This is a genomic window from Mucilaginibacter sp. Mucisp86, from assembly GCF_047324315.1.
In the GTDB taxonomy this organism is placed as follows: domain Bacteria; phylum Bacteroidota; class Bacteroidia; order Sphingobacteriales; family Sphingobacteriaceae; genus Mucilaginibacter.
Window position 1 is genome coordinate 616,331 of sequence record NZ_CP168503.1, and the last position, 24,342, is coordinate 640,672.

Annotated in this window: 13 protein-coding genes; 1 reads left to right on the forward strand and 12 read right to left on the reverse strand. The window is 43.4% G+C overall.

Going from position 1 to position 24,342, the window contains the following annotated elements; genetic code table 11:
- Positions 1–15: 15 nt before the first annotated feature.
- The 10 genes from ACEN9X_RS02680 to ACEN9X_RS02725 all read right to left on the reverse strand — a co-directional run bounded on the left by ACEN9X_RS02680 (position 16) and on the right by ACEN9X_RS02725 (position 17,269).
- Entirely contained in the window at positions 16–1,956 is a 1,941-nt protein-coding gene (locus ACEN9X_RS02680) for a beta-L-arabinofuranosidase domain-containing protein (protein ID WP_413668935.1), read from the reverse strand.
- Positions 1,953–3,863, reverse strand: coding sequence for an alpha/beta fold hydrolase (locus ACEN9X_RS02685; RefSeq protein WP_413668936.1), 1,911 nt, complete (start codon positions 3,861–3,863; stop codon positions 1,953–1,955). Before ACEN9X_RS02685 ends, ACEN9X_RS02680 begins: the two co-directional genes overlap by 4 nt.
- Complete coding sequence (locus ACEN9X_RS02690; protein WP_413668937.1) at positions 3,863–5,095, reverse strand: sugar MFS transporter; 1,233 nt, start codon at positions 5,093–5,095, stop codon at positions 3,863–3,865. The genes ACEN9X_RS02685 and ACEN9X_RS02690 overlap by 1 nt, the downstream gene beginning before the upstream one ends.
- A gap of 5 nt (positions 5,096–5,100) precedes the next feature.
- Complete coding sequence (locus tag ACEN9X_RS02695; protein ID WP_413668938.1) at positions 5,101–6,033, reverse strand: ROK family protein; 933 nt, start codon at positions 6,031–6,033, stop codon at positions 5,101–5,103.
- Between the two features lie 45 nt (positions 6,034–6,078).
- Positions 6,079–7,983, reverse strand: a complete 1,905-nt coding sequence (locus ACEN9X_RS02700; protein ID WP_413668939.1) for a glycoside hydrolase family 97 N-terminal domain-containing protein — start codon at positions 7,981–7,983, stop codon at positions 6,079–6,081.
- A gap of 260 nt (positions 7,984–8,243) precedes the next feature.
- A complete protein-coding gene (locus tag ACEN9X_RS02705) occupies positions 8,244–9,962 on the reverse strand; it encodes an alginate lyase family protein (RefSeq protein WP_413668940.1) in 1,719 nt (572 codons plus the stop codon).
- 52 nt (positions 9,963–10,014) lie between these two features.
- Positions 10,015–11,760 (reverse strand): RagB/SusD family nutrient uptake outer membrane protein, encoded by a 1,746-nt coding sequence (locus ACEN9X_RS02710; protein WP_413668941.1) that lies wholly within the window; start codon positions 11,758–11,760, stop codon positions 10,015–10,017.
- Positions 11,761–11,771: 11 nt separating this feature from the next.
- A complete protein-coding gene (locus tag ACEN9X_RS02715) occupies positions 11,772–15,260 on the reverse strand; it encodes a TonB-dependent receptor (protein ID WP_413668942.1) in 3,489 nt (1,162 codons plus the stop codon).
- Between the two features lie 131 nt (positions 15,261–15,391).
- Positions 15,392–16,579, reverse strand: a complete 1,188-nt coding sequence (locus ACEN9X_RS02720) for a FecR family protein (RefSeq protein ID WP_413668943.1) — start codon at positions 16,577–16,579, stop codon at positions 15,392–15,394.
- 93 nt (positions 16,580–16,672) lie between these two features.
- Complete coding sequence (locus ACEN9X_RS02725; protein WP_413668944.1) at positions 16,673–17,269, reverse strand: RNA polymerase sigma factor; 597 nt, start codon at positions 17,267–17,269, stop codon at positions 16,673–16,675.
- 331 nt (positions 17,270–17,600) lie between these two features.
- On the opposite strand from ACEN9X_RS02725, the gene ACEN9X_RS02730 reads away from it, so the two are divergent.
- The gene (locus ACEN9X_RS02730; RefSeq protein ID WP_413668945.1) at positions 17,601–18,629 is read left to right on the forward strand and encodes a LacI family DNA-binding transcriptional regulator; all 1,029 of its coding nucleotides are present in this window, start codon (positions 17,601–17,603) and stop codon (positions 18,627–18,629) included.
- A 3-nt stretch (positions 18,630–18,632) separates the two neighbouring features.
- Here the strand turns inward: ACEN9X_RS02730 and ACEN9X_RS02735 are convergent, their stop codons facing one another.
- The gene (locus tag ACEN9X_RS02735; RefSeq protein ID WP_413668946.1) at positions 18,633–20,927 is read right to left on the reverse strand and encodes a GH92 family glycosyl hydrolase; all 2,295 of its coding nucleotides are present in this window, start codon (positions 20,925–20,927) and stop codon (positions 18,633–18,635) included.
- Between the two features lie 96 nt (positions 20,928–21,023).
- Positions 21,024–24,269, reverse strand: a complete 3,246-nt coding sequence (locus ACEN9X_RS02740) for a GH92 family glycosyl hydrolase (RefSeq protein ID WP_413668947.1) — start codon at positions 24,267–24,269, stop codon at positions 21,024–21,026.
- Positions 24,270–24,342 lie beyond the last annotated feature (73 nt).

The window sequence follows — 24,342 nt, forward strand, 5'->3', positions numbered from 1 at the left end:
GTTAAGCTATTCATATCAATTTAAATCCCAGTAAACTACATAGCGCTGGCGGTGCAGGTTATAGTAGGGTTCCAATGTAACCGGCGTTCCATTTATAGTATTGGTAGTTTTAAAAGTCAGAGGCTCCCCTTTAACTGGTTTTAAAGCCTCAGCAACGTTCTCCGCATTAATTTTTAAAGAACGAACCATATTATCCGGGATGTTATAATCATAATCGTAATACTGGTAAGGATCGGTTGCGTCATGATATGGTGCATGGGCTGGCATCGCTTCGGTACCCATTTCACCTGCCAGTACTACCGGCCCATACATTACAGCGGCAACTTTAGGATTATCCGGCGTTGGTTCCAGGCGCAACGTCATTGGATAGGTTACTTCAACCTTGTCGCCGGTTCTCCATTTGCGGTTCAGGGTGATATAGCTTTCCGACACCTGGTTAACTTTGACGCTTTTACCATTTATTTTCACTATCGCGCCACTACGGGCCCAACCCGGGTAACGAATATAAAGCGATAAGCCTTCTGCATTTGCGGAATCGATAATAAGCCGGGTAGTCGCCTCTTCGGGATAAGCGGTTTCCTGTCTTAATTTCAAACCTTTAGCTTTCCAGGTTAATACCGATGGAATTAACAGGTTGACATAAACACCCTGATCGTTATGGTAATAAATAGCTTCGCCATACTTCGACTGGCTCTCAAACCCCGAGCCTACACAGCACCAAAACGAACTATCGCGGGTACTGTACAGCCGGAAGGCCCCGGCTTTTAATGGCGTAAAGTAACATACCATACCAGTTTTGGGATCCTGCTGCCCCAAAATATGATTGTATAAAGCCCGCTCATAATAATCGGCATATTTTACGTCGGCATCCCATGTAAAAAGGTGGCGTGTTACCTTGAGCATATTGTAGGTATTACAGGTTTCGCCGGTGTAGCCGGTTATGAATTTTGAGATCTTGCCAGGTTCGATAAAGTGTTCCTTATCGCTGTTACTGCCGATGACATAGGTTTGATTACGGATCACATTATCCCAGAAATTGCTTACGATCGCTTTATCCCTGACATCTCCTGTTAACTCATAAGCACGGGCCTCACCCGTGATTTTGGGAATAACGGTATTGGCGTGCATCTTGTTGAGTTTGTCCTCGCCTGCTGCCAAAGGATCAAGCACGGCGTGGTGATAAAACAAATCGCCAAGTTTTTTATGTTCCGGGTTACCGGTGATGGAATATAGGTTATACCAGGCTTCGTTCATGCCGCCAAACTCATTCCTGAGCATCAGGGCCAGTTGATCTCCACTCAGTGGCGTTATTTTTTTGTAAGCCCATGAAGCCATTTTATTCACCACATCCAGTGCCTGGGTATTGCCCGAGTACCAGTAAGCATCAATTAAACCGGCCACTATTTTATGCAGGGTGTACCATGGAGCCCAAACGCTTTTGCCTTGAATATTCCTGTCAATATAATTTTGCGGAAAAGCACTTAAGTAACCATCTTCATTCAGGGTAATCTGTACCTCTGCGAGCCCGGCAACCAGGCTATCGATCTTTTGCTTAAAAGCTGCATTACCTGTAGCAGCATATTGGAAGGATAAGCCAGATAGTAAATGTCCTATGCTATGACCACGTAATTCCATATCCAAGGCTTCCCAACCGCCAAGCGGGGTAGGCATTTTGGTTTTGCTGCTCTTTTTATCCGTGAGCATGCCGGCGTTAACCCTAAAGCTGTGCAACAGCCGCTCTACTGGTAAGGATAGCATCCATTCGCCTTCGCGGTCCATATTATCCTTAAAACGGCTATCAAGCAGTTTCACATCCTGTAAATCAAAACTGTATGCTTTGACAGCTATCTTCGGTTCTGCTTTTATTTGAGATTGGTGCTGACCCACATATTGAGCTAACGCTCCAAAGGGTAATATCAGCAGCCCAATCATCAAGAACCTGTTAATTTTTTTCATCTTTTGCTATCTATCGTATTTAAAAAAGCCAATAGCTTTTCATTAAAACCATCGGGGTTTTCCAGGTTGCTGACATGGCCGGCATGAGGAATGATCATTTGTTTAGCCGATGGCACCACTTTTAATAACCTGTCGGGAATATCCGCATCAGCATCGCCTGTGAGCACCATTACCGGAACGGTTATTTTTTGCGCCTTTAACCGGGTTTCCGCCTCATTGCCTAATAAAAATCGGGGCTCAAGATGCTGGGGCTGCCAGGCATCCCATTTATAGATCATGTTCCAGACGGGCTGTCTTAAGCTTTTAATGTTTTTACCATTGCGTACGGTTAATTTATTAAACCACTCTCGCTTACCGGCCTGGATACCTTTTACCTGCCATGTTTTGATCTTTTCATGCTGAGTTTCGGCCTCTTCGGCTGTCCATGGTTGACCGGGGCCGGGAACATCAAAAAAATCGCCGCTGGCCGCAGTGGCCGAAAGCAGGCGACCGGGGTAAAGCGCCAAAAAATCAGTAACAATAAACCCGCCCAATGACAACCCAACTACGTGCGCTTTTGCTATATGCAACTGATCCATTAAGGCTTTCAGATCATCGGCATGCAGGGCTTTCTGATTTTCTGAAGGCATCGATGACCAGCCGTATCCTCTCAGGTCATAACGGATCACCCTGTATTTTTTAGTGAGCGCAAAAAACTGCGGGTCCCATTCCGTACGGTCAAATGAATGCCCGTGGAGAAGAATGAGCGGCTCGCCTTTTCCCGTTTCTTCATAATACAGCTTAGCGCCATCCGGTGTGGTGATATAACCGTGTTTTACACAGCTCATGCTCACCTGGACAAGCACATCTCTTACCAACAGCGGCAGTACCGGGCTTCCTAAAAATGAATTGAAACCGTTTTTCATTTCGGCTACACGGGCAAGCATAAAGCCATAAACATGGTTCTTTTTATCAATCCAGGGATAAGCCCCCGCCCAGCTCGGGCTGCTGATCAGTATGGCATTACCTTTGGCATCAACCTCTTCCCGCCATTCGCCAAGACCGTAAACATCCTTTCGTTCACTGGCACGGGTGTTTTCAACGTAAGGGTCGGTCATTTCAGCATTTCCAACCTGGTCGGCCTGTAGCTCTTGTATGGCTTTTGCGGAAAGGATGCGCTTGCCTTTATATACCCCGTTATGGATTATCATGTTCAGGAAACGGGCATAATCTTCCAGTGCCGATCTTGCCCCGCCACCAAGCATAGGACTTTGACCATCAACATCGCTTACGGGCGTAAAATGGGTTAATTGCATCCCCAATGGCTTCGCTATTTTCTCCTGGAAGATCGATTCCCAATCCTTACCTGTAGCTAATTCGGCCATACGACCGGCTACCTGCATGGCAAGGCCGCCGTATTTGAATTTAGTAGCGGGAGCAGTATCGGCGGGTAAATCAACAATGTGAGCTACCGACTCTTTTAGGGTTTGATAGTTATCAGGATGTCGGCCGGCCGGCTGATAATCAGGATAGCCGGCTGTGTGCGAAAACAGTTGTCTTAAAGTAGCTTCTCCTTTTTGACCTTTAAATTCGGGCAGCCATTTTTTAACCTTGTCATCCCATGATAATTTGCCATCGTCAACAACAGCAGCTATAGTAGCAGCAGCAAGCCATTTGCCTGCCGATGCTATATAGGCTACTGTTTCAGGGGTATAGTTTCCAAAATATTTTTGATGGATAACCTTGTCATCCTTAACAATAATTATAGATGCACCTTTATAGTAACCACTATCAACCCAGCCGCCGATCTTCCTATCGAGGTAAGAAAAATCATACCTAACAGGCATTTTTGTTTTCACTTGCGCAGATGCAACTCCGGCTATAGCGGCCAGTATGCAGGTTAAAATGATTATCCGGGCGTATTTCATTAGTGTTTAACTTTATAAAATTTGGCGCCGAATAAAAAGATCACCGCATAGCATATAATCGGCAAGTAGTAAGCGTGGGCTACGCTTTGGTTGGCTATCTGCCCCATGATCATTGGAAATACCGCGCCGCCTACAACCCCCATCGCTATAAAAGATGAAGCCTGCTGTGTATGACTGCCCAGGTTTTTGATCCCCAAACTGAAAATAGTAGGGAACATAATGCTGAAAAAGAAGTTGATCATCAGCAGGGCGATGTATGATGTCCAGCCTAAACTTTGTGCAACTATAAGGCACATTAAGATGCTCCCGCAGGCAAATACGGCCAGCAATTTATTGGGGGCAATAACGGTCATGAGTGAGGTGCCCACAATACGGCCAAGCAACATCATACCCATAAATAAACTCATAAAATAAGCGGCTTTTTCATCACTGAAATGCATTACACTTGCGCCATAATTTATAAAATAAGCCCAGGTACCTGCTTGTGCAGCTACATTAAAGAATTGAGCAACACAAGCCCATACAAAGTGACTATGCTGGAATAGCTTTTTTGAAGGGGCTACATCTACATTAATGGCTTCCGGATCATCAGCTACAATGGTTGCGTGAGGGTCTGTTAAAGCCGGTATCTTCAAAAACGCAAATACAACAGCTATTAATATCACTACAATGCCAATGGCTACATATAAAGTTTTAACTGAGGTAAGATCTGTTGATTTCACAGTGTCTCCGCTCAACAGGAAAAAGCCGCCAATGGTAGGCCCTATGATGGTACCCACTGCGTTAAACGTTTGCGCAAAGTTTAACCGCAGGTCGCTTTTACGCTGGTCACCAAGCGCTGCGGCAAACGGATGTGCCACCGTTTCGAGTGTTGCCATGCCACAGCCTACGATAAAAAGTGCCATCCTGAAAAAGGCGAAGGAGGCGGCATTGGCTGCCGGCACAAATAAAAATAAACCTCCGGCAAATAAAAGTAAACCTAATATCACACCAGACTTGTAGCCGTATTTTTTCATGAACAAACCTGCCGGGATACTCATAATAAAATAAGCGCCAAAAACTGAAAATTGTATTAGGCCGGATTGGGATATGGAGAGGTTGAGCACGTTTTGAAAATGCTTATTCAGCACATCGCTCATAGCATGCAGCAAGCCCCACATAAGGAACAGCAAGGTAACAAATACGAAGGTTACGATAAATCTTTTCTCGGTAAAAGCTGGTTTATTGGTCATATTATTTATTGAAATTGATTGTCCTGTTGATTGGCGTTAAGTAAAATATCAAGCCCTAACCTGTTATCAAAGCTTGCAGCGGCTCCCATCAGGGCGGCGTCTTCTCCTAACACTGCCAATTTAATTTTCAAACTTTCAAAATGTGATGTTAACAGGTTGGTGAGTTCATCCAGGAACATGCCGGATGCCTTTGCAATATTGCCGCCAATAACAAGCGTATCCGGCTTTTCATGCAGAACAATATCTTTAAGGAACAACGACAGATTAACCGTAAACTCATCAAATATGCCCCTGACCACCGCGCTATGTTTGGACGTTAATATTAGCCCGCTCACTCCTGTAGCCGAGAGGCCGGTTATTTCATGATATCGCCGCAAAAACCACCTTGTAGAGAAATAATCATCAGCAATACTATCTCGATAAACCTCGCTACCCAAGTTTAAATCATTTACAATACCGTCAACACTCAGGGCTGACCCAAACCCGGTACCCAGTGTAATTCCAATAACCTTCCGGAAGCCGGTACCTGCTCCTGCTACTACTTCTCCCTGTAAAAAAGCTTCAGCATCATTTCTGAACAGGATATCTGCAGCTTCTACCCCAAGCACTTCAGATAAGTATAACTTAATGTTTAAACCATAAATAGCCTCATATTTATGCAGATCTTTAATTAGTGAGATCCCATTTTCATAGTCAAACGGACCGGGCATTGCCAGGCCAATCTGCTTAACCGGAGAACCAAATTTTTCATAAGCCTGTACCAATGCGGCTGACCAACTTTCAAGTATTTCAGTTGCTGTTCCCTGTGAATCTACGTTTACCCGGGTGCGGGTACCCTCAATGATCATCTTCTTTTCCAGGTCAATAACAGCCGCGGTAATATGGGTACCGCCGATATCTGCACTGATTACGTAATTATTTTTATGCTTTAGGCTCATGTATGATGTATTATTAGATTAAATTATTCTAAGCTGATTATGGGGTTATTTTTCCGGGGTAAGATAAACTGCCTCTCCGCCAGATGGCAGCAGGACAAACTTCAATGCTGTATTGCTGTTTACACTTTTACTGCTCACCTTAACATGGGTGGCTGTATTTACCAACGGGTCATCGCTGTAAATTGTAGCTTTATATTTTTTACCGGGTTCTAAAAAACTCAAATCAAGTTTAACTTCGCGTGCATCATTGTTGGTAATAGTGGCTACAAACCAATCTTTTCCGCTTCTGCGGGCTGTTGTGATGTATTGCCCCGGAGCTCCCTGTATTACTTTTGTTTCGTCCCATGTGGTTGGGATCTTGTCCCAAAATTCCAGTTCGGGCTCATTGTGTTCAGCCGAGGGTTTATCATACCAATACAGGGTCTGCAGCGGACTGTAATAAATAGCAGCCAGCGCCAATTGATGAGCATGGGTGTTTTTTATCCGCTTGTCAAAATAACAGATAGTATAATCGGCTGCTCCGGCAATGTACCGCGTAAAAGGCAGTACTGTATTGTGCGAGGCATCAGGCATCTCCTCGTTACCACGGATCCCCTCGGCCGACATCAGGTTTGGCCAGGTACGCTGCTCGCCGGTCGGCCGCCAGTCATCATGCATATTTACCATGATGTGTGCATCTGCCGCCTGCTGAATTGCCTTTTCCACCCAGGTTGTCCAACGATGCGAGCCCTGCTGTACAAACCCGAACTTTACACCTTTAACTCCCCATTTATGATAGACGGCAAACAGACTATCGCTTTGGGCATACAGCCCCTGCTGATTAACATAGAGCCAAACGCCTACGCCTTTATCATTTCCATATTTAATTATACCAGGCAGGTCAAAATCGGGTATCGCAACCTTAGTGGCATCGGAACTAAAGCTAAAGGCCGGCCCATACCATTTCCAGTCAAACAAGATATACTGCAGGTTATGTTTTACCGCGAAATCTATATTTGCTTTGGCATCAGCTGTGGTCTGGGCCATTACCCGCATAATTTTACCGGGCTTGATCCAATCGGCATTAGTTATTCTTGATGGCTCGTTGAGGTTAAGCATCATATAGTTATGTTCGATCAAATCACCCGGCTTTTCGGCTATCATGATTGCCCGCCACGGGGTGCCTACCGGCGAAATCAGCTGCGCCCCACCAAACATCGATGTTACTAAAGTAGATGGTTTATCAGTGCTCAGTTTAAATTTAGTGCGGGCATAGTCAACCAGTTGAGCCTCTCCGAGTGCGGCAAACAGGCCGTTAGGCAGTTCAATGGTTAATGGCCGTTCGCTTTCACCGGGCCAGTCTTTTAATGGCAGTTTATAATACGGAGCTTGTGCCCAATTGGCAAACCAGCCCTGCGTACCTTCAGGCACACTGAATTCGGTATTTTCTGAAGTTACATTGTAATAGGTACCTTTAGGATTTTCGGGGAAATAATACCTAAACGCTACCCCCTCGTTGTAAACCCTAACCTGCACCTGCATTACATAAATTGGGTTATCATCTTTTACCAGCGTAATATTCATGGCATTATAATGATCCCTGATGATAGCTTGCTCGCCTGTAACAGGAACCCAGGTAGTATCATGTAGAGAGGAATCAATTCCGGTGATCAGCAGGTTTTCGCACCAGTTTTTATGCTGATCAACTTTAAGCGCCATTGCTTTTTCTGAGAGACTATTATCCAGCTGAAGATCAAGGGTTGACTGAAGGATTACCTGTTTGTTTTTATAAGCTACACTATAGTACATTGTGCGCTTCCCTGCATCAGCCTTTTGACTAAACCTGAATGTTATATTTTTATCCGGCGACCGAATGCTAAGTACAGAATCTTTTATTCCCTGTCCGTGGACCATGCTGATAAAGCAGCTTATCCACAAACCGGTCATCAATATTATTGCGTTTTTTTTCATATCAAAACAGTATCATCCTCAAGTTTTTTCATCCCGATTCTCATTGGGTCTTTTAACTAAAACGGTTTAATATCTATAGGACAAATAATTTCACGATTTATAATCATCTCAAAAGTAATTACCTTAAAAAATTACAAAGGGGGGTAACAGCTCAATCATAAGGGACAATTTTTCATTCTCTTTGATAAACCTTTATAAATCCGAAGCCCGCTTGAAACCGGCTCCGGATTCACTACCGAGATATCTTTTGATAACGAGTCTTAATTATTCGGAATATCCGCCAGGTTTTTATACGAACGCACCCAGTCGACCTTGGCTTTTTCGCCGCTTGCGCAATCACCAAAATCAAGGTAAAGCCCGCCTGTTGTTGAAGCTGTTGGGAATGGCACTCCATCATTCAGGCCAGATTTTGGCGTCCATTTAATGACGTAAACCTGCGTGCCCAAAAGCGTCATATCTGTTTTGCTCACGTACCTGAAATCGTGATTTGTGCCGTTAATGCTCCAATAAGCCTGGACAGCCCAATCGTCGGTACTCTTTTTAAGCTTAGGGATCTGGGTAACTTTAACAGCGAGATAAGGATAGGTCACGGGATCTAACAAAGCAGAACCCTGCCATGCACGAATATAAGTGCCGATTGAAGCAGAGACTTCTAACTGACCATTAGCCACGGCAACCTTTGAGTTTTCGGCCCATGGTATGCCTCCCCAGCCTTCCAGCGCATCAAATTCCCATCTTAATGCACCAACCGCTACAGGGGTTAAACCGCCTGCCGAAGGATGGTAAAACAATAAGCTCCCCCAGCCGGTACCGTCTGTAACTGTGCCGATAGTTTGTTTTTCAATGGCAGTATATTGCTCCAGCACGCGCTGGGTATTTGGCATAGCTGCACCAAGACGGTTATGAAATTGATTGTAGGCCATATAAAATATAGGACGGTAGCTCCCCCTGCTATCAGTAGATATGGCCGGGTACACCCATTTTCCATATACCTCGGGAAAAGCTGTATTGTAAGGTACATCCTGGCCCAGGTTATATTTGGCGTTATATTCAAAAGCTTTCATAATGACAGTATCCTTAGCTACCCACATATCCGGTTTGCCCTGATTATAACCCATTTCGCATAGTTCTTCGAAATTACAAAGCCCTAACTGACTATAGCTTTGTGTCCTCCCGGATTCCTGGTTTTGCCCGCTTGGCAGAAAATAATGCTCGATAGTACCATCCCCGTTTCCATGATAGAAATAGTTGTAAGCAGCATCAAACATTGACTGGTCATCCAGAAATATCCCAAAGGCCATTATCGCCTTAGCATTGGCACTGTCCCAGGTTCCATTGGCCCCACCCGGAATTTCGATACCCTTAATTACAGGGTACCAGATGTTCCGGAACATGTCTTTACATCTTTGCAGGTCTGCGGTTTGCCATCCGGAATAATCACGTACCAGTTCGGCACCATTGGCCATGATGAAACCATTGAAACTTGCACATAGATAAACATCTGGCCCGGTACTGGTAATGCTCTTCAATGTGGTAGACCATGCATTAAGCATTTTCACCGCATTATCCGCATAGGCGTTGTTGCCGGTAAGTTTCCACATCAGGGCCTGAGCAAAGATTGCGTAAGAGTCATTTTCAATAATTGACTTATAGTTTATACCATCACGGGCTATAATTGTAGGATCACGGGTGATGAGCGTGGTTGGCCCCTGCATTTGATAGTTTAAAGAAGCCCATGTTGAGGCTTTGAGGGCAATAAGAGTTGTGTTCCATGGCTCGGAAGATGATGCTATCTGTGTTTTGATATAATCTAACGACGATGCAGTCAGCAACATTCCCGGGTGTTTAAATGTTGCCGCCCCGGTTGGGTTAGCCACACCCTTACTATTTTTTTCTACACCATATAATGACGGTGATTTTTTGCAGGACGTTGTTACCAATATGGCATACAACGCTATTAACCATAAAGTAGGTTTCATAATTTGGTCTTTTTAATATTTTGTATTTAGGCTGATCTGGTTGAGTTAATTACTACCAACCCGGATTTTGCGTAAGCTTACTATTTAACTTGATCTGGTCCTGAGGAAGTGGTAACAGGTAGTTTTTATCCTGCCAGGTCCTGGCGTTATCGATAATCAAAATGCCGTTTGCATCCTGGGGTATGGTACTTGCACCAGGCCAAATGGTGGCAAATTCGGTACCGGCCCATTTAATGCCCTGCACCGGCATCGGCATTTCCGTTTCGGCGGTTTTCCAGCGTTTAAGATCGTCTATCCGGAAGCCTTCATTATACAATTCGATGGTTCGCTCCCTCCTGATCTCCGTTTGCATATTTAAACCATTGACGGTTACAAAATCATTGGTAAGCGATGGCATTGCGTTGTTTACACGGTGCCTTACCTGATTTAACGAAATATTTAAATCGGCATCAGAGATATTTCCGTTACGCTCGTAAGTAGCTTCAGCGTAGTTCAGTAATACTTCGGCATACCTTATCACAGGGTAATCATATGACTCATAAGTGTCGGCCACATTTCTTTCTGACGCCCATTTCTGGTTCTGGTAACCGGTACCATAATTAGAAACCAGCGGTTTTAAAGCGGCGTTGGCCATATCTGCGGCATCATTTTTCCAGGTAACACGATAGTTGGTATTGTTCCAGTAGTAATTGCCGTTTACCATTAAGGTATATTGCATACGTTTGTCCCTGTTAGCAAATTCAGACCTTGCCGTACTATAACCTTTAAACAATGGCGATTTTTCGATAGGTAAGCCATCACTGCATAAATAAAGATTAGCGAGTTTGCGGGTTGCCCAATCTACAAGGCCATTGCCAAATGTTGTTTTGGTTATGTTAAGATTAGAAATACGGATACTTTCATCATAACGGTTTGAAAGAATATACTCGGTATTTGCCGATTTGGTAATACCTGCCGGATTTGATTTGGTATTTTCAAGTATGAACATATACTTCTGCGCCGAATCGCCTAAGGCAATGCTTGAGCCGGTTGTCCCAAACAAGGCATATTGCCCGCTGGTCATTACAGCTTTGCTTGAACTAATGGCTATATCCAGTAATGTATTGGCGCGCGTAGCGTTTCCCCTTGATTTTTGCCAGGTTCCTTCATAAAGGGCCACCCTTGATAGCAACGCCCCGGCAGCCCCCTTACTTACACGCCCCTCATCTGCAGACCGAAGCACACTTTCCAATGGCAGGTTGGCAATTGCGGCATTCAGGTCGGCTATAATAAAATCGGTAACTTCATCCCTTGAATTTCTGGCTGCCATCAATAATGGATCATTGGTATCCAACGGTTTCGAAACAATAGTTACCCCACCGAAGATTTGCAGAAGGTCGAAATACACATATGCCCTGAAAAATTTGGCTTCGGCTACATACTGGGCTATTTCGGCCGGCGCAGCATAGGTTGAAGCTTTGTCTAAAAGAAAATTGATATTCCGGATGCGCTGGTAATCTGTATTATATGTTCCGTCTGTTTGTACAACGCTGTTAGTTCCCTGGCTGTAAACGTTTTTAGTGCTGTTGGTTATCAGATCTGATCTCAGATCACTGTGTACGCCATCCGTAACTGTACCCGCAAATGTTCTTTCATACAGGTAAAATGCATTTGCAGCCAGCTTAAAATCGTTGGCTTTTTTCCAATAAGCAGCGTCAGACAAGGTATCCTGCGGGTTTAAATTCAACGCTTTTTTGCAGCCGAATACAGCAGCAATCAATGCAAACGCTACGATATATTTATAATTAAATCTTTTCATGTTTTTAAAAATTAGAAGGTAACGTTAACACCGGCGGTTAAATATCTGTAAAATGGATAGCGGCCGTAATAAGGGCTTCCGTCTGTCGTGATCACATTTCTTGGCGCTTCCGGGTCCCATCCATCTTTTATTTTAGTTATTTCCCACAGGTCGTTTCCTGAGATATAAACACGTAGTTTTGATATAAAATTGGTTGCAGAAATCAGTTTTTGAGGTATTGTATAGCCTATTACCGCGTTTTTCAAGCGCAGGTAAGCGCCATTTTCAACCGACCATGAAGAGGGTTGATAGTTATAGGAATTGACAGTGCCGTTAGTTGAATATTTAGGATAATAAGCACCGGTATTTTCCGGTGTCCAGTTATTATTTACCGATTGATTGGTGGTATTCAGGTAAACGGCGCTAAAAGGCACCCGCCATACATCACCATTTCTGAAAATGGTTCTGCTGCCTACTCCCTGAAAAATTACAGAGATATCAAAACCCTTCCATTGTACCCCGGTATTGAAGGAATAGGAATACCGAGGATCGTCGGTACCGAGATACTTATAATCGGCGCTGGTAATTTTTCCATCACCATTTAAATCTTTATAAGAGTTATCGCCTATTTGGGCAGTATAAGAACCACCCGGGATATCAGAGCCTGCAATCAGCTTAGTAGCGGCGTCCGCCTGTTCCTGTGTTTGGATGCGGCCGGCATATTCCAGACCAAATACCGAACCTATAGGGTAACCTTGTGTTGCTGCATTATAACCGCCATATATAGTTGTAGCGCCATTGATGTTGATCAGTTTGTTTTTATTATAACTGATATTGCCGCCTACATTGTAACCAACCTGGCCAATTTTATCAGCCCAGGATAAGCTAACTTCCCATCCATTGGTTTTCAGGTGGCCAATATTTGCCGCAGGGGCCTGTGCCCCCAAAATTGAGGGATAGGTTTGCGGTAAAAGCATATTGCTGTTATCTTTTATAAAATATTCGGCAGTACCGGTTAAACGGCTCTTCAATATCGAGAAATCGAGCGCAATGTTGCTGTTTTTGATACGCTCCCATGTTCTGTTCAAACTCACCAGGCCATTAGTTGGGCCAACGGTTACGGCCTGTCCCGAGCCCAGGATGGGGTTATTGCTGGTTACAGTACCTGTTTTAGCTAATACCAATTGCTGGATATAATCATATAAACCAATCCCGCTTTGATTACCTACAACTCCGTAGGACGCTCTCAACTTTAAATCATTAAAAAAAGTAGCACCTTTCATGAAATTTTCCTGGCTGATCCTCCAGCCTGCAGAAAAACCGTAAAAGGCCTTCCACCTGTCTTCTTCGGCAAATTTGGAAGAACCATCATACCTGAAATTGGCCTCGAGCAGGTATTTTTGTTTATAGGCATAATTTACCCTGCTAAATGCCGAGCCTATGGCGTAGTGGTTTTTGGTTTCACTATTGGTTTGGTTACCAATACCAGTTAACGTTTTAATATCCTGCGAAACCGGGTTAAGGACGGTAGCATCAAAATAATCATATTCATCGCGCTCGTACTGGCTGCCTGCTGTAACACTTACCGAATGGTCTGTGCTAAAGGTATTTTTGTATTCGAAATAAGCATTGGCATTATAATAGTCTTCGCCAAGATTTGCACGTTTAAAATAGGATGCGTCCTGTGTAGGATTAGTAATACCCGGCACGGTGCCTAAATAATTGTACCACTGAATTGAATTTTGCTGCGTATACCGGTTTGCATTATTTGTGTTATAACCCAGGGTGGCAACAAACTTCAGACTTTTTAAAATGTCATAATTAATTTTTTCATTGATATAAACGTTTGCTTTGGTCAAACGGTTATCGCCGCCCAGTTTGGCCTGCCAGTTGGGGTTAAGCTGTCCGCCCCATGCATATGGCCCGCCGTTAATGGTTGATATGGGCATCCCAGGCTGAGCGTATTGCCCAAGTACATTATTGATCAGCGTAGGTGTTAAAACGTCATTACGGTCATAGTCTATATTTGATTCGATTTTCACTTTGCTGCCTATCAGGAAATCATTAGCCAAACGTACGTTGTAACGTTTATTGGAGTTATTTCCCCATCGCAGGATACTACCATCGTCCATGTATCCTAAAGAAATACGATAACCTGCCTTTTCGGTACGGCCGGCAACACTTAAGTTATTTTGGGTAGAGTTTGCTGTTCCCCATAAAACATTTGTCCAGCTGTTGTTAAAAAACACATAGTCGTTTACATCGCTAAAGTTTGGTAAGGGGTTACTTCCATAGGTTTTGATATCTATATAATTATTCAAATTAGCTAAAGCCAGCTTACCATACTTGATCCAAACATCACTGTCGTCAAATCCATCATTTCTTCTGGCTGTAATGACGCCGTTGGCCCATTGCTCAACATTCATTAAATGAGGCTGAAGCCCAACAATTTTGCTCGAAAACGAACCATCATATTGTACTACCGTTTTACCGCTTTTGGCTTTTTTAGTAGTGATCAGCACCACGCCGCCAGCGGCCCTCGCCCCATAAATAGCTGCCGATGCATCTTTGAGGAACGACATGCTTTCAATATCATTTGGATTGATAGCATCCAACGACCGAACACCAACGGCTGCAACACCGTCAATCACCACTAATGCATCTGTAGGGTTTATCGAGGATGCTCCCCTGATATTGATATTCCAGCCTTCGTTACCCGGCGCTGCCGAGCCTCTTGTTATCAGCACACCCGGTACCTGACCCTGTAATGCCTGGAAGGGATTGGCCAAACTGCCTTTATCTTCAAATGCCTTAGCATTAACTGTTGCAACCGAGCCTGTTAATGTAGCCCTTTTTTGAGTACCGTAACCTACTACTACAATCTCATTCAGCTTATTGTCTGTAACATTGAGTTTGACGTTAATGATCGTTTGGCTGCCTACAACCACTTCTTTTGAATCAAAACCAACGAAACTAAATACAAGTACCGCATTGGTTTCGCCCGAGGGGATAGTAATGGTATAAGCCCCTGAATTATCGGTTACAGCATTAATGGCCCTACCTTTAAGCGTTACAGTAACACCCGGAAGAGGACTCCCCTTATCATCGGTAACCTTACCTTTCACAACTATTGCCTGCGCCACTATCAGCGGTTCCGGCTCGGGCAATTTACGCTGAATTATAATTACTCTATTTTTTACGGTATATGTTAGTGGCTGATTCCGGAAACAAGCTTTCAACACCTCGGTTAACGGGGTACGTTTAAAATCAACGCTTACCGGATTGGAGCCGTTAAGCATTTCATCGGTATAAAGAAAAGTATAACCGGTTTGATTTTGGATCTCATTAAATACCTGCGCAATAGGGGTATTTTTGCCAGAAAATGTGATGTTTTGCGCGTGACCTGCAAAGGATACCTGGACAAATGCTGTGATCAATAAAACGATGGTAAGTTTCATCACCAACAGAAATTTATGGATATAGGCAGAGTGCCTACACCCGGTAAGAGCATAAAATTTCATATCTTTGAAATGTTTGGGTTTAATTGGTTTATCGTTGTGGATCAATAATATATCGGTTATAAACTCAAACATCAGCCGGGAGTGTTCGCTGCACTTCCGGTTTCCTTTTTAAGTTTATACCATGAGTAGATTTATGGCATAACTATAACCCTCCTCTCAATAATTTTAAAGTGTACTAATCCTGTTAATTCAAGTGCATTTAAAACCTCAGTTATATTTTCAGAACGCGGTACCGTTCCTACAAAACCCTCGTTTGTTATAGCGCCCTGGTATTGCACGCTTACATTGTACCAACGGGCCACTTTACGCATAATGGTTTCTATGTTTTCGTGCGAGAAGTTGAAATTGCCGTTCTTCCATTCTACAGCCTGTGCTGCATTTACTTTGGCCACCTCTATTGCCCCGTTCACACGGGCCTGCTCGCCCGGCACAATAAGCTTTTGATTGTTTCCTGAAATTATTTTCACCGAACCTTCCAGCAGGGTTGTGTTGGTAGATTTTTCATCTGCATAACCCATAATATTAAAATGGGTACCCAATACTTCAACTGTAGAATGATTTACTGTTACCCTGAAAGGCATCGCCTTATTTTTGGCAACTTCAAAATACCCCTCTCCCGTTAACTCAACATTTCGTTCCTTACCGGTAAAGGCAACCGGAAACTTGAGTGAGGATGCAGCATTTAGCCAAACCATGGTACCATCAGGCAAAACAACCTGGTACTGGCCGCCATTGGGGGTTGAGATGGTATTGTAGCCAGATACTTCTGTACCTCTCTGCTGTTTTTGTGAAGCATCATATACCAGCTTTCCATCGGCAGTTTTGTTAACTATGCTATTTTGCTGGTTTGCCAATACCCCATTTTTAGCACTTTCAAGTACAATCTGAGAACCATTGGCCAGTGTAAGTATCGCTTTATTGCCACCCGGAATTATCTTATTGACTTTAGCATTACTTGCAACCGTTTGTTCTTTTATCGGGCTATTCCTAAAGACAATCCCCGCGGTAATGAGCAACAAGATTGAAGCTGCAATAGCGATGAGCTTTTTAAATGTCGTTTTAGGTTGGATGCTATGGTACTGGGCATCTTCATTTTCCATCTCATCAAGCCGGGCCTCAATTTTAGCAAGCAATTCGGGATGGTTAACGGGTTCATGATCAGGAAGATTTTTAAAAAAATCGCCATACTGCTCCAGTAAGGCAGCTACTTCTTCATCTGGAAGCGATTCAAGCCATTTAATAAAAAGCTTGTGCTCCTGCTCCGTATGCCGGTTTTCAGAAAATTTTTCAAGGAAATTGTTCCGCGCTTTTTCGTCCATATATGTGTAAGACGACCGGGAAGAAATAAAGGACTACTCAAAAAAATATTTTTTAAATAATCATCAAAAAAAGAAAAAGATACCCTGATAAGCTTAAAACAAATGCTTCCAGGCCCCAACAAGAAAAACACCGATGGTAAGCTCGCCGTGGGCAAGCATATGTTTCCTTACAAAGTCCATCCCGCTGTATAATTGCTTTTTCACGGTGGCTTTAGAAATAGACAGTTTTTCGGCGATTTCATCTAAAGAAAGTTCATCTTTAGTACGAAGCTCCACGATCTGCCTTCTTTTTTCGGGAAGCAAATTGATAGCATCCTGTGCCATCAGGTAAAAATCTTTATAATTTATTTTTGCATCAGATCGCTCGGAACTCTCTTCGGAAATTGGTTGCACCATAACCAACACCTGCGCCTCAGTTTTACTCTTCTTGATATGATCTAATAAAAGATTTTTGGCAGCACGATAAACATACGACTGGAAAGAAACAATGTTTGTTAATGATTCCCTGCGTTCCCAGATCTTGATAAAAACACATTGAACAATTTCTTCTGTTAATTCGGCCGACCGGCAGATCATGTAGATGTAACGGTATAGATTATTGATGTTCCTGTTATACAATACAGTAAAAGCCTTTCGGTCTCCTTTTGAGAGCCGACCTAATAATTCACTCTCATCTAATTGTATTAACATTTCTATATTGGTTATCTATATAAAAATAATTTGAATATAAATTAGGTAACGGATGCCTGCCTATTTAACAGGAGTACTCCCCGGAAGCTCTTTATCAACAGATTATAACTGGCGTTCAAATCTAATAATTATTTTACCAAACACAATTTTCTTCGGTTTTACTTTTCATAATTCAAAAACACCGATGATGCCCGGGTGCTGAGGGGCTTGTCATATTCAGGAACGGAATAATAGCACTATTTAGCCAACAATCTGAACACAGACTACAGAACGCCTTTTTTCGTTATATTGGCCGTACAATAAGGCACAACCAATTTAAACTTTGCTAAAAATGACCGGCGGTAACAAGAACGATAAGGTGAATATGAAAACGCTTGCGAAAGAACTCAACCTTTCAACCGCAACCATATCAAAAGCGATGCGCGATAGCTATGACATAAGCCATGAAACCAAACTTAGGGTAATGGAGGCCGCCAGGCGCTTAAATTATGTGCCTAACGCTTATGCCAGCAGTCTCCGAAAACAAAGCAGCAATACTATAGCCATTATTATCCCCGAAATTGCCGACAGCTTTTTCAGCCAGGCCATTAATGGCATTGAAAGCATTATTGCCCCCCAAAAATATCATGCGCTGATCTATCTTACCCATGACAGTTATGAACGGGAGGCATCTATGTTTAACGATCTGGCCAGCGGACGTGTTGACGGCGTCATCATGTCTGTAGCCAGTAGTACGCAGGATACCGGTCACATTAAAAAATTGCAGGAAACGGGCACTCCTATAGTTTTTTTTGACAGGGTGTGTGAAGATGTTACTGCGGATAAAATTGTAACCGATGATTATAACAGCGCCTACAACGCTGCCGTCCATTTGCTGCTGGCAGGGTGTAAAAATATCTCGCTGGTCACCATCAGCGGTTATCCTTCTATTTTATCGGCCCGCGAACAAGGGTATCGCGATGCTTTAAATAACAACGGATTTACAACCGATGATACAAGGATAGTAATCTGCTCCAATAAGTATACGGACGAAAATGTAAACGAGATCAAAGCGCATTTAACTACCGTTAAACCCGATGGTATAATAGCCACAGTTGAGCAACTGGCAACGGCTACCTACCTGGCCTGCGATGAACTGAAACTACAGATCCCAGGTGATGTAAAAGTTGTTTGCTTTACCAACCAGATTACTGCAGCCATACTTAGCCCGCCGCTTACTACTGTATTACAACCGGCATATGATATGGGCAAACAGGCGGCCGAAATACTTTTCGGCCGCCTGTCCGGAAGACTTATTGAATCTGAGCAAGAGCTGGTAATGCCATCACAACTGGTTGCGAGGGCGTCTACAGCCTCGTAATACTTAATCTTTTTGAGGGATATTGGTCATAGTGAAAGCTAAAGTACCACCATGGCTGATCTGCTCGTGCGATATCATATGATCTTTTATAGGTACTCCGTTAAATGTAACCAACTTTACATATTTGTTCTGAGCTGATAAACCGGTGGCTTTGATAACCAATTTATTACCGTTTTGCAGGTTCAGGGCTATGTACGGAAACTGTGGTGCGCCAATACTGTACATGCCCGATGCCGGTGTTACAGGATAAAAACCCAGGGTACTAAAAATATACCAGGCAGATGTTTGCCCGCAGTCATCGTTGCCGTTTATACCTATAGGTGCATTCCTGAAATTTTGCCATGAGGTATGCTGCCTTATCAGTTCCTGCGCTTTCCATGGCATACCGCAATAGTTAAACAGGTAAATGTAATGGTGCCCAGGCTCGTTATCGGCCCTGTAATGGCCATCATTAAAATTGTGAGCGAGCTTATCGGCAAAAGCCTTTTCGCCGCCCATGAGGGCTATCATTCCGGGTACATCCTGCATAGCGCCAAAAGTGTAAGTCCACTTTGTTCCTTCGGTAAAGCCACTATCCGGCTGTGCCGACCAGCTCCCATCTGCATTACGTGGAGCCATAAAGCCGGTTGAAGTGTTGTACACATTTTTATAATTTTTACTCCAGCCCATCAACTGGTTATAATCGCTGGTTTTACCTAAAGCCTTTGCAAGCTGGGCAACGCAATAATCATCAATACCATACTCAATAGTGCGTGATACCGATTCTTTGGTTTTATCAACCGGAACATAACCTAATTTGTGGTAATTGGTTAAACCTCCCCTTGCCTCAAAGCTTGTCCACAAGTCACGGTCACCCCATTTTTTCTGAATGTCGCCATCGGGTGCTGTAAACGCGTCTTTGTGTAGTGCTTCGTAAGCTAAGGCCGCGTTGTAGCCCCTGAAACCTTTGATGTAAGCATCGGCAATTACAGCATCGGCGTGGGTACCTATCATGATATTGGTATAAGTTGGGTTTGGCCACATTGGCATCCAACCGCCTTCCTGGTACATTTGCAGCAGCGATTTTACCATATCATTTACACGCTCAGGCTGGGTAAGGATCAGCAGCGGATGCAAGGCCCTGAAGGTATCCCACAATGAATAATCGTTGTAAGAAACGCCATTGTGAATTTTATCATCAAAAGCACTGTAATACCTGCCATACTCCGAAAACTCCCTTGGGAAAAGCAGGGTGTGGAACATGGCCGTATAAAATATGGTCTTCTGTCCGTCGGTAATATCAGCTACCTGCACTTTTTTCAATTGCTGTTGCCAGTTATCGCGAGTGTTTTTAACCACCTTCTCAAAGTCCCAATCAGGGATTTCACGCTTAAGGTTGTGACGTGCCTGATCGATGCTGATAAATGACGTAGCTACGGTAACCTTTACTACGGTACTACCTGTTGTTTTGAATGAAACATAAGCGCCCATACGGGTACCAAACTGTTCTTTACTTTTCTTCTTAATGGTTTGATTATCCCAGGTGCCGTAGCTGCGGATGGGCTTATCGAACTTAATAATAAAGTAGCCTTTAAAGTTTTTAAGCGGCGGACCAAGCTGTGCCGACTGCCTGTCGGGATTGTAGCCGGTTATCTCGTTATTTACCGTGTCGATATGCACATATCCGCGCAACTCTTTCATCCTTACCTTAAAATCATTGGCCCAATCGGTAAGTGCAGGATTAAGATTGATACCCTGAATGATGAGATGCGCCTGATCTGCCTTAGGGAAAGTAAAGCGGAACATACCGCAAGTATTGGCACCGGCTATTTCGGCTTTAATATTTGCATTATTGGCAGCCTTTAGTTTTACGGAGTAGTAATATGGTTTAGCCACTTCATCCTTATGGTCAAACATCAGCTTACGCTCTTCGGGCAGTACCCGGAGGTTACCGATCTGAGGCATTACAGATACATAACCATAATCGCCCATCCAAACGGTTGGCTGGTGCGAGGCCATTAGGCCTATTACCGAGTTATCCTCATAAGTATAACTCATTTTGCTCATCTTGTTTTCGCCGGTTTGGGCAACAAAATTGGTCATGGCAAACGGCACATTTACACATGGCATGGTACCACCGCCGTCGAGTCCTTTGGCAAAGCCGGTTGATGCTGTACCGATGAGCGGGTTTACATAGTCAACCTCGTCCTTCTTAACTTTATTCGCTTTTTGCTGCGCGTTTGTTGCATTGGTAACCAACGAAAGCAGTAGCAACGGATAGATGTTCCGTTTTAATTTCGGGCAAATGTTTAAGATCATTTCAGATAGATTTTTAGGCTTGTTTAAACAGGCCTGGCAAATCTCTGATTTTTCAGATCATATTTGTGATAAGCCTGATATTTTTTTCGCGAATATTTATTGCTGAAGAATTGATACCTTTTCTGAGGATACGATGCCTTTGATATCATCGGCAGATAAAGCAGCCTTGAATACTTTCACTTTGTTTATATAACCATGAAACACCCTTTCTGAAGGAAATTCCTCATTGCGGCCCAACGTCCATTTGTTATTTACCGACAGATTAGTAGTTACATCTAATTCGGAAGTACCCACTAAAATGCCATCTATATAAAGATAAAGCTTTTTGCCGCTGCAAACCCCCGCTATGTGGTGCCAGTGTTGATGCCAGTCGGCAGGGAGGTTTACAGTACAATCGCCCCTGCCCCATCCGCCGGCAAAAAAAGTAAGCGTTTTGTTATCGGTCATTTGCAACACGTGGTTATCGCCTTTGGTAATGATGTCGGTTAAACCTTTCTCGTTACCCGTTGGGTACACCCAGCCCATCATACTAATGAATTCGCCCATGTTATCTAAAACCGGCGCGTTAGGAACTTCCACGTAAGTGCTATCTCCAAACTGCAGTTGATCTTTATTGGTTGTTGCCGGAGTTGAGATAATGTTCCCGTTGTTATGAAATCCTGAGCTATCAGCTACCGACTTGCCGGGAGCTATCGATACGAAATCAAGCATCAATGATTCGGCGGCATCTTCATAAACTTTATATAAGGTTTTCGCAGTATCAACCTTTACTTGTTTAAATCCTTTTTTGGAAGCAGTTATATTATGACCGATAGTTTTAACCTCACCTGCATTCAGTTTGATATTATCTGTAAATACAACCGAATCATTCTGGATTACCGGTATTATAAAAGTTTGCTTTAAGCCACCTGTATTTTTTATCCGGTATTTTATCTCCTGGTTTCCATTTAACCTGATCATCGGCTTTACTTCCAGTTGGGATATTTCAAAAGCATGCTCCTGTGGTTTTGCCGGCAGCTTCACATCAACAGTAAACGGGAGTGTATTATCAAGTGTCAATGTAGTCCTCCCAACCGGATAAAGCCTGAACATTATAGAATCCTGAATAGTTTGGCCTTGTTCAATCAAACAATTCCTATAGCCATATGGCTTGCCGTTAACCAACAACTTCACCGTTTTAACACCTTTGCTACCTGTATTTTTAAGCCTGAACTTTACGACAAGCGGCTCGTGTGGCACTACGCTTTTTTTATCAACCGAATAATCAATGATCTTAAAAGCGGTGTTTTTTTGTGTAGATGATAACTCAACCGGATCTTTATCCACAGACCAATTGGCAGGCCCTTTGCCCATATCAAAAGTCATTGCACCGCCGTTTGCTATAACGGAATGCGGTAACACTGACTGCCGCCAGGCCTTACCATTTACCTGCAACGATTGTATGTAGTTATTTTTTAATGCTGAATTATTGCTGCTGATGACAAACTTCCTGCCGTTTGGCAGATGAAGGGTTACTGCTTTAAACAATGGCGTACCAATAGCATAAAGCGGCCTGCCGGGACAAACAGGATAAATCCCCAGCGAACTGAAAACATACCAGCTGGATGTTGAACCAAGGTCATCATTACCGGGCAAACCGCCGGGCGTAGCACTGAACCTGTTTAACATGATATTCCTTACCCATTTTTGTGTTAAGTGTGGCTTACCGGCCTGGTTAAATAGGTAAGGCAGGTGAAATACGGTTTCGTTATCAAACAGAATAACATTATTACGAAGAGCCGAATCCAGTCGGCCGGCAAACTGCTCATTCCCGCCGGTCATATTGATGAGTTCTTTGCCATTTTGAGGTACAAAATAGGAATATACCCACTTATCGCCTTCTTTATATCCTGATGTACCTGGCTGAAGTTTAAACTCATTACCATTTCGCGGAAGCATGAACAATTCATCTTTATTCAAAAGATTACGGTAGTTAAATCCTCTGTTTGATAATAATTGAGCGGTTTGTTTGTCGCCCATCACTTTGTCCGCAAATTGCGACAAAGCCCAATCATCATAAGCATATTCCACCGTACGGGTAACAGACTCCTGCCGGGTAAAGGGAACGTAGCCTTTTTGATGGTAAACTTCCATGTCCGACTGTACAAACGGCCCATCAACCAGATCTTTTTTCATTGCCTTGTAAGCAAGCTCTTTATCGAAACCGGCTATCCCTTTTAAATAGGAATCAACAATGATGGGGATAGCATGGTTACCCGTCATACTTTCGGTTGGCAGGTGCCCGCTTTGCTTGTAAACATCCAACATAGATAGGATGATGTCCTGCTGTTTTTGCGGGTATAGCAATGTAAGCAAAGGATGCAGTGACCGGAAAGTATCCCAGGGAGAAAACCCGCCATATTGACTTAGCCCTTCTCTTTGATAAATTTTGCCATCATCGCCACGATAGCTGCCATCTGCATCATCAATTACCCATGGCAATAACAGCGAATGATAAAGTGCCGTATAAAATACCTTTTTATGCTGTTCATTATCGTCAGCTATATCAACAACCGATAATAACTTAGCCCATTCCTTACTGGTCTTCGCGCGTACTTCGTCAAAATTAAGACTACCTATTTCCTGATCAATATTATGTTGCGCACCGGAATAATCAATGGATGATTTACTAAGCAACACTGTAATCACTTTAGCTTTCGGAAAAGTGAAGAGCCAGCCGCCATCTATTTCCTTTTTTCCCGTATATCCTTCGCTAAAATTTATTGCGGTATTGGCGGCTGAAATATGGATTATTTTATTGGATATGAATTGAATCTCACCTCCGCCACCGATAAAAACTTGCGGATTAGCATTCCCATCAAAAGTAAAACGAAACATTCCTGCTCTGGTGGTTGCGGTGGCTTCCGTAGTGATGTGCTGATCATCAAAGCGCACTTTATAATAACCTGGTGCAGCGCTTTCCTTTTTGTGCGAAAAGTGAATGCTTGATTTGCCTGGCTCAAAATTAGCACCGCTATTCCATGGCATGATAAAAAGACGACCGGATGATCCTTCGGGGAAGCCGCTCATATGCCCCAGGCAACTGAAGTAGTAAATTGAACTATCAGTATAATTATACCCTTTGGCCCCGGTAACCCTTGTTTCCGGACTTAATTGAACACTCCCCGATGGTGCAACTGCACCAGGATAACAGCCGCCATTATTGCCCCACTTGGTTAACACATTGCTTACAGTTGTGCCAATAAATGGGTCAACATAATGCAGGTGGTTTGTTTGTTGGGCGAAAAGACTTGTACCCAGTAACAGCATCAGAACCGAAATAAAACAGAATATCTTCTTCAATTGCGTAATCAATGATTTTAATATTAAATGTAAAGACGCATAATTGCGTCTCCCGCTTGCAAGGCATTGGAAA

Bases quoted from the DNA above. Each gene is read 5' to 3' on its own strand.
- ACEN9X_RS02680 (WP_413668935.1), bottom strand. From the start codon at position 1,956: ATGAAAAAAATTAACAGGTTCTTGATGATTGGGCTGCTGATATTACCC.
- ACEN9X_RS02685 (WP_413668936.1), bottom strand. From the start codon at position 3,863: ATGAAATACGCCCGGATAATCATTTTAACCTGCATACTGGCCGCTATA.
- ACEN9X_RS02690 (WP_413668937.1), bottom strand. From the start codon at position 5,095: ATGACCAATAAACCAGCTTTTACCGAGAAAAGATTTATCGTAACCTTC.
- ACEN9X_RS02695 (WP_413668938.1), bottom strand. From the start codon at position 6,033: ATGAGCCTAAAGCATAAAAATAATTACGTAATCAGTGCAGATATCGGC.
- ACEN9X_RS02700 (WP_413668939.1), bottom strand. From the start codon at position 7,983: ATGAAAAAAAACGCAATAATATTGATGACCGGTTTGTGGATAAGCTGC.
- ACEN9X_RS02705 (WP_413668940.1), bottom strand. From the start codon at position 9,962: ATGAAACCTACTTTATGGTTAATAGCGTTGTATGCCATATTGGTAACA.
- ACEN9X_RS02710 (WP_413668941.1), bottom strand. From the start codon at position 11,760: ATGAAAAGATTTAATTATAAATATATCGTAGCGTTTGCATTGATTGCT.
- ACEN9X_RS02715 (WP_413668942.1), bottom strand. From the start codon at position 15,260: ATGAAATTTTATGCTCTTACCGGGTGTAGGCACTCTGCCTATATCCAT.
- ACEN9X_RS02720 (WP_413668943.1), bottom strand. From the start codon at position 16,579: ATGGACGAAAAAGCGCGGAACAATTTCCTTGAAAAATTTTCTGAAAAC.
- ACEN9X_RS02725 (WP_413668944.1), bottom strand. From the start codon at position 17,269: ATGTTAATACAATTAGATGAGAGTGAATTATTAGGTCGGCTCTCAAAA.
- ACEN9X_RS02730 (WP_413668945.1), top strand. From the start codon at position 17,601: ATGACCGGCGGTAACAAGAACGATAAGGTGAATATGAAAACGCTTGCG.
- ACEN9X_RS02735 (WP_413668946.1), bottom strand. From the start codon at position 20,927: ATGATCTTAAACATTTGCCCGAAATTAAAACGGAACATCTATCCGTTG.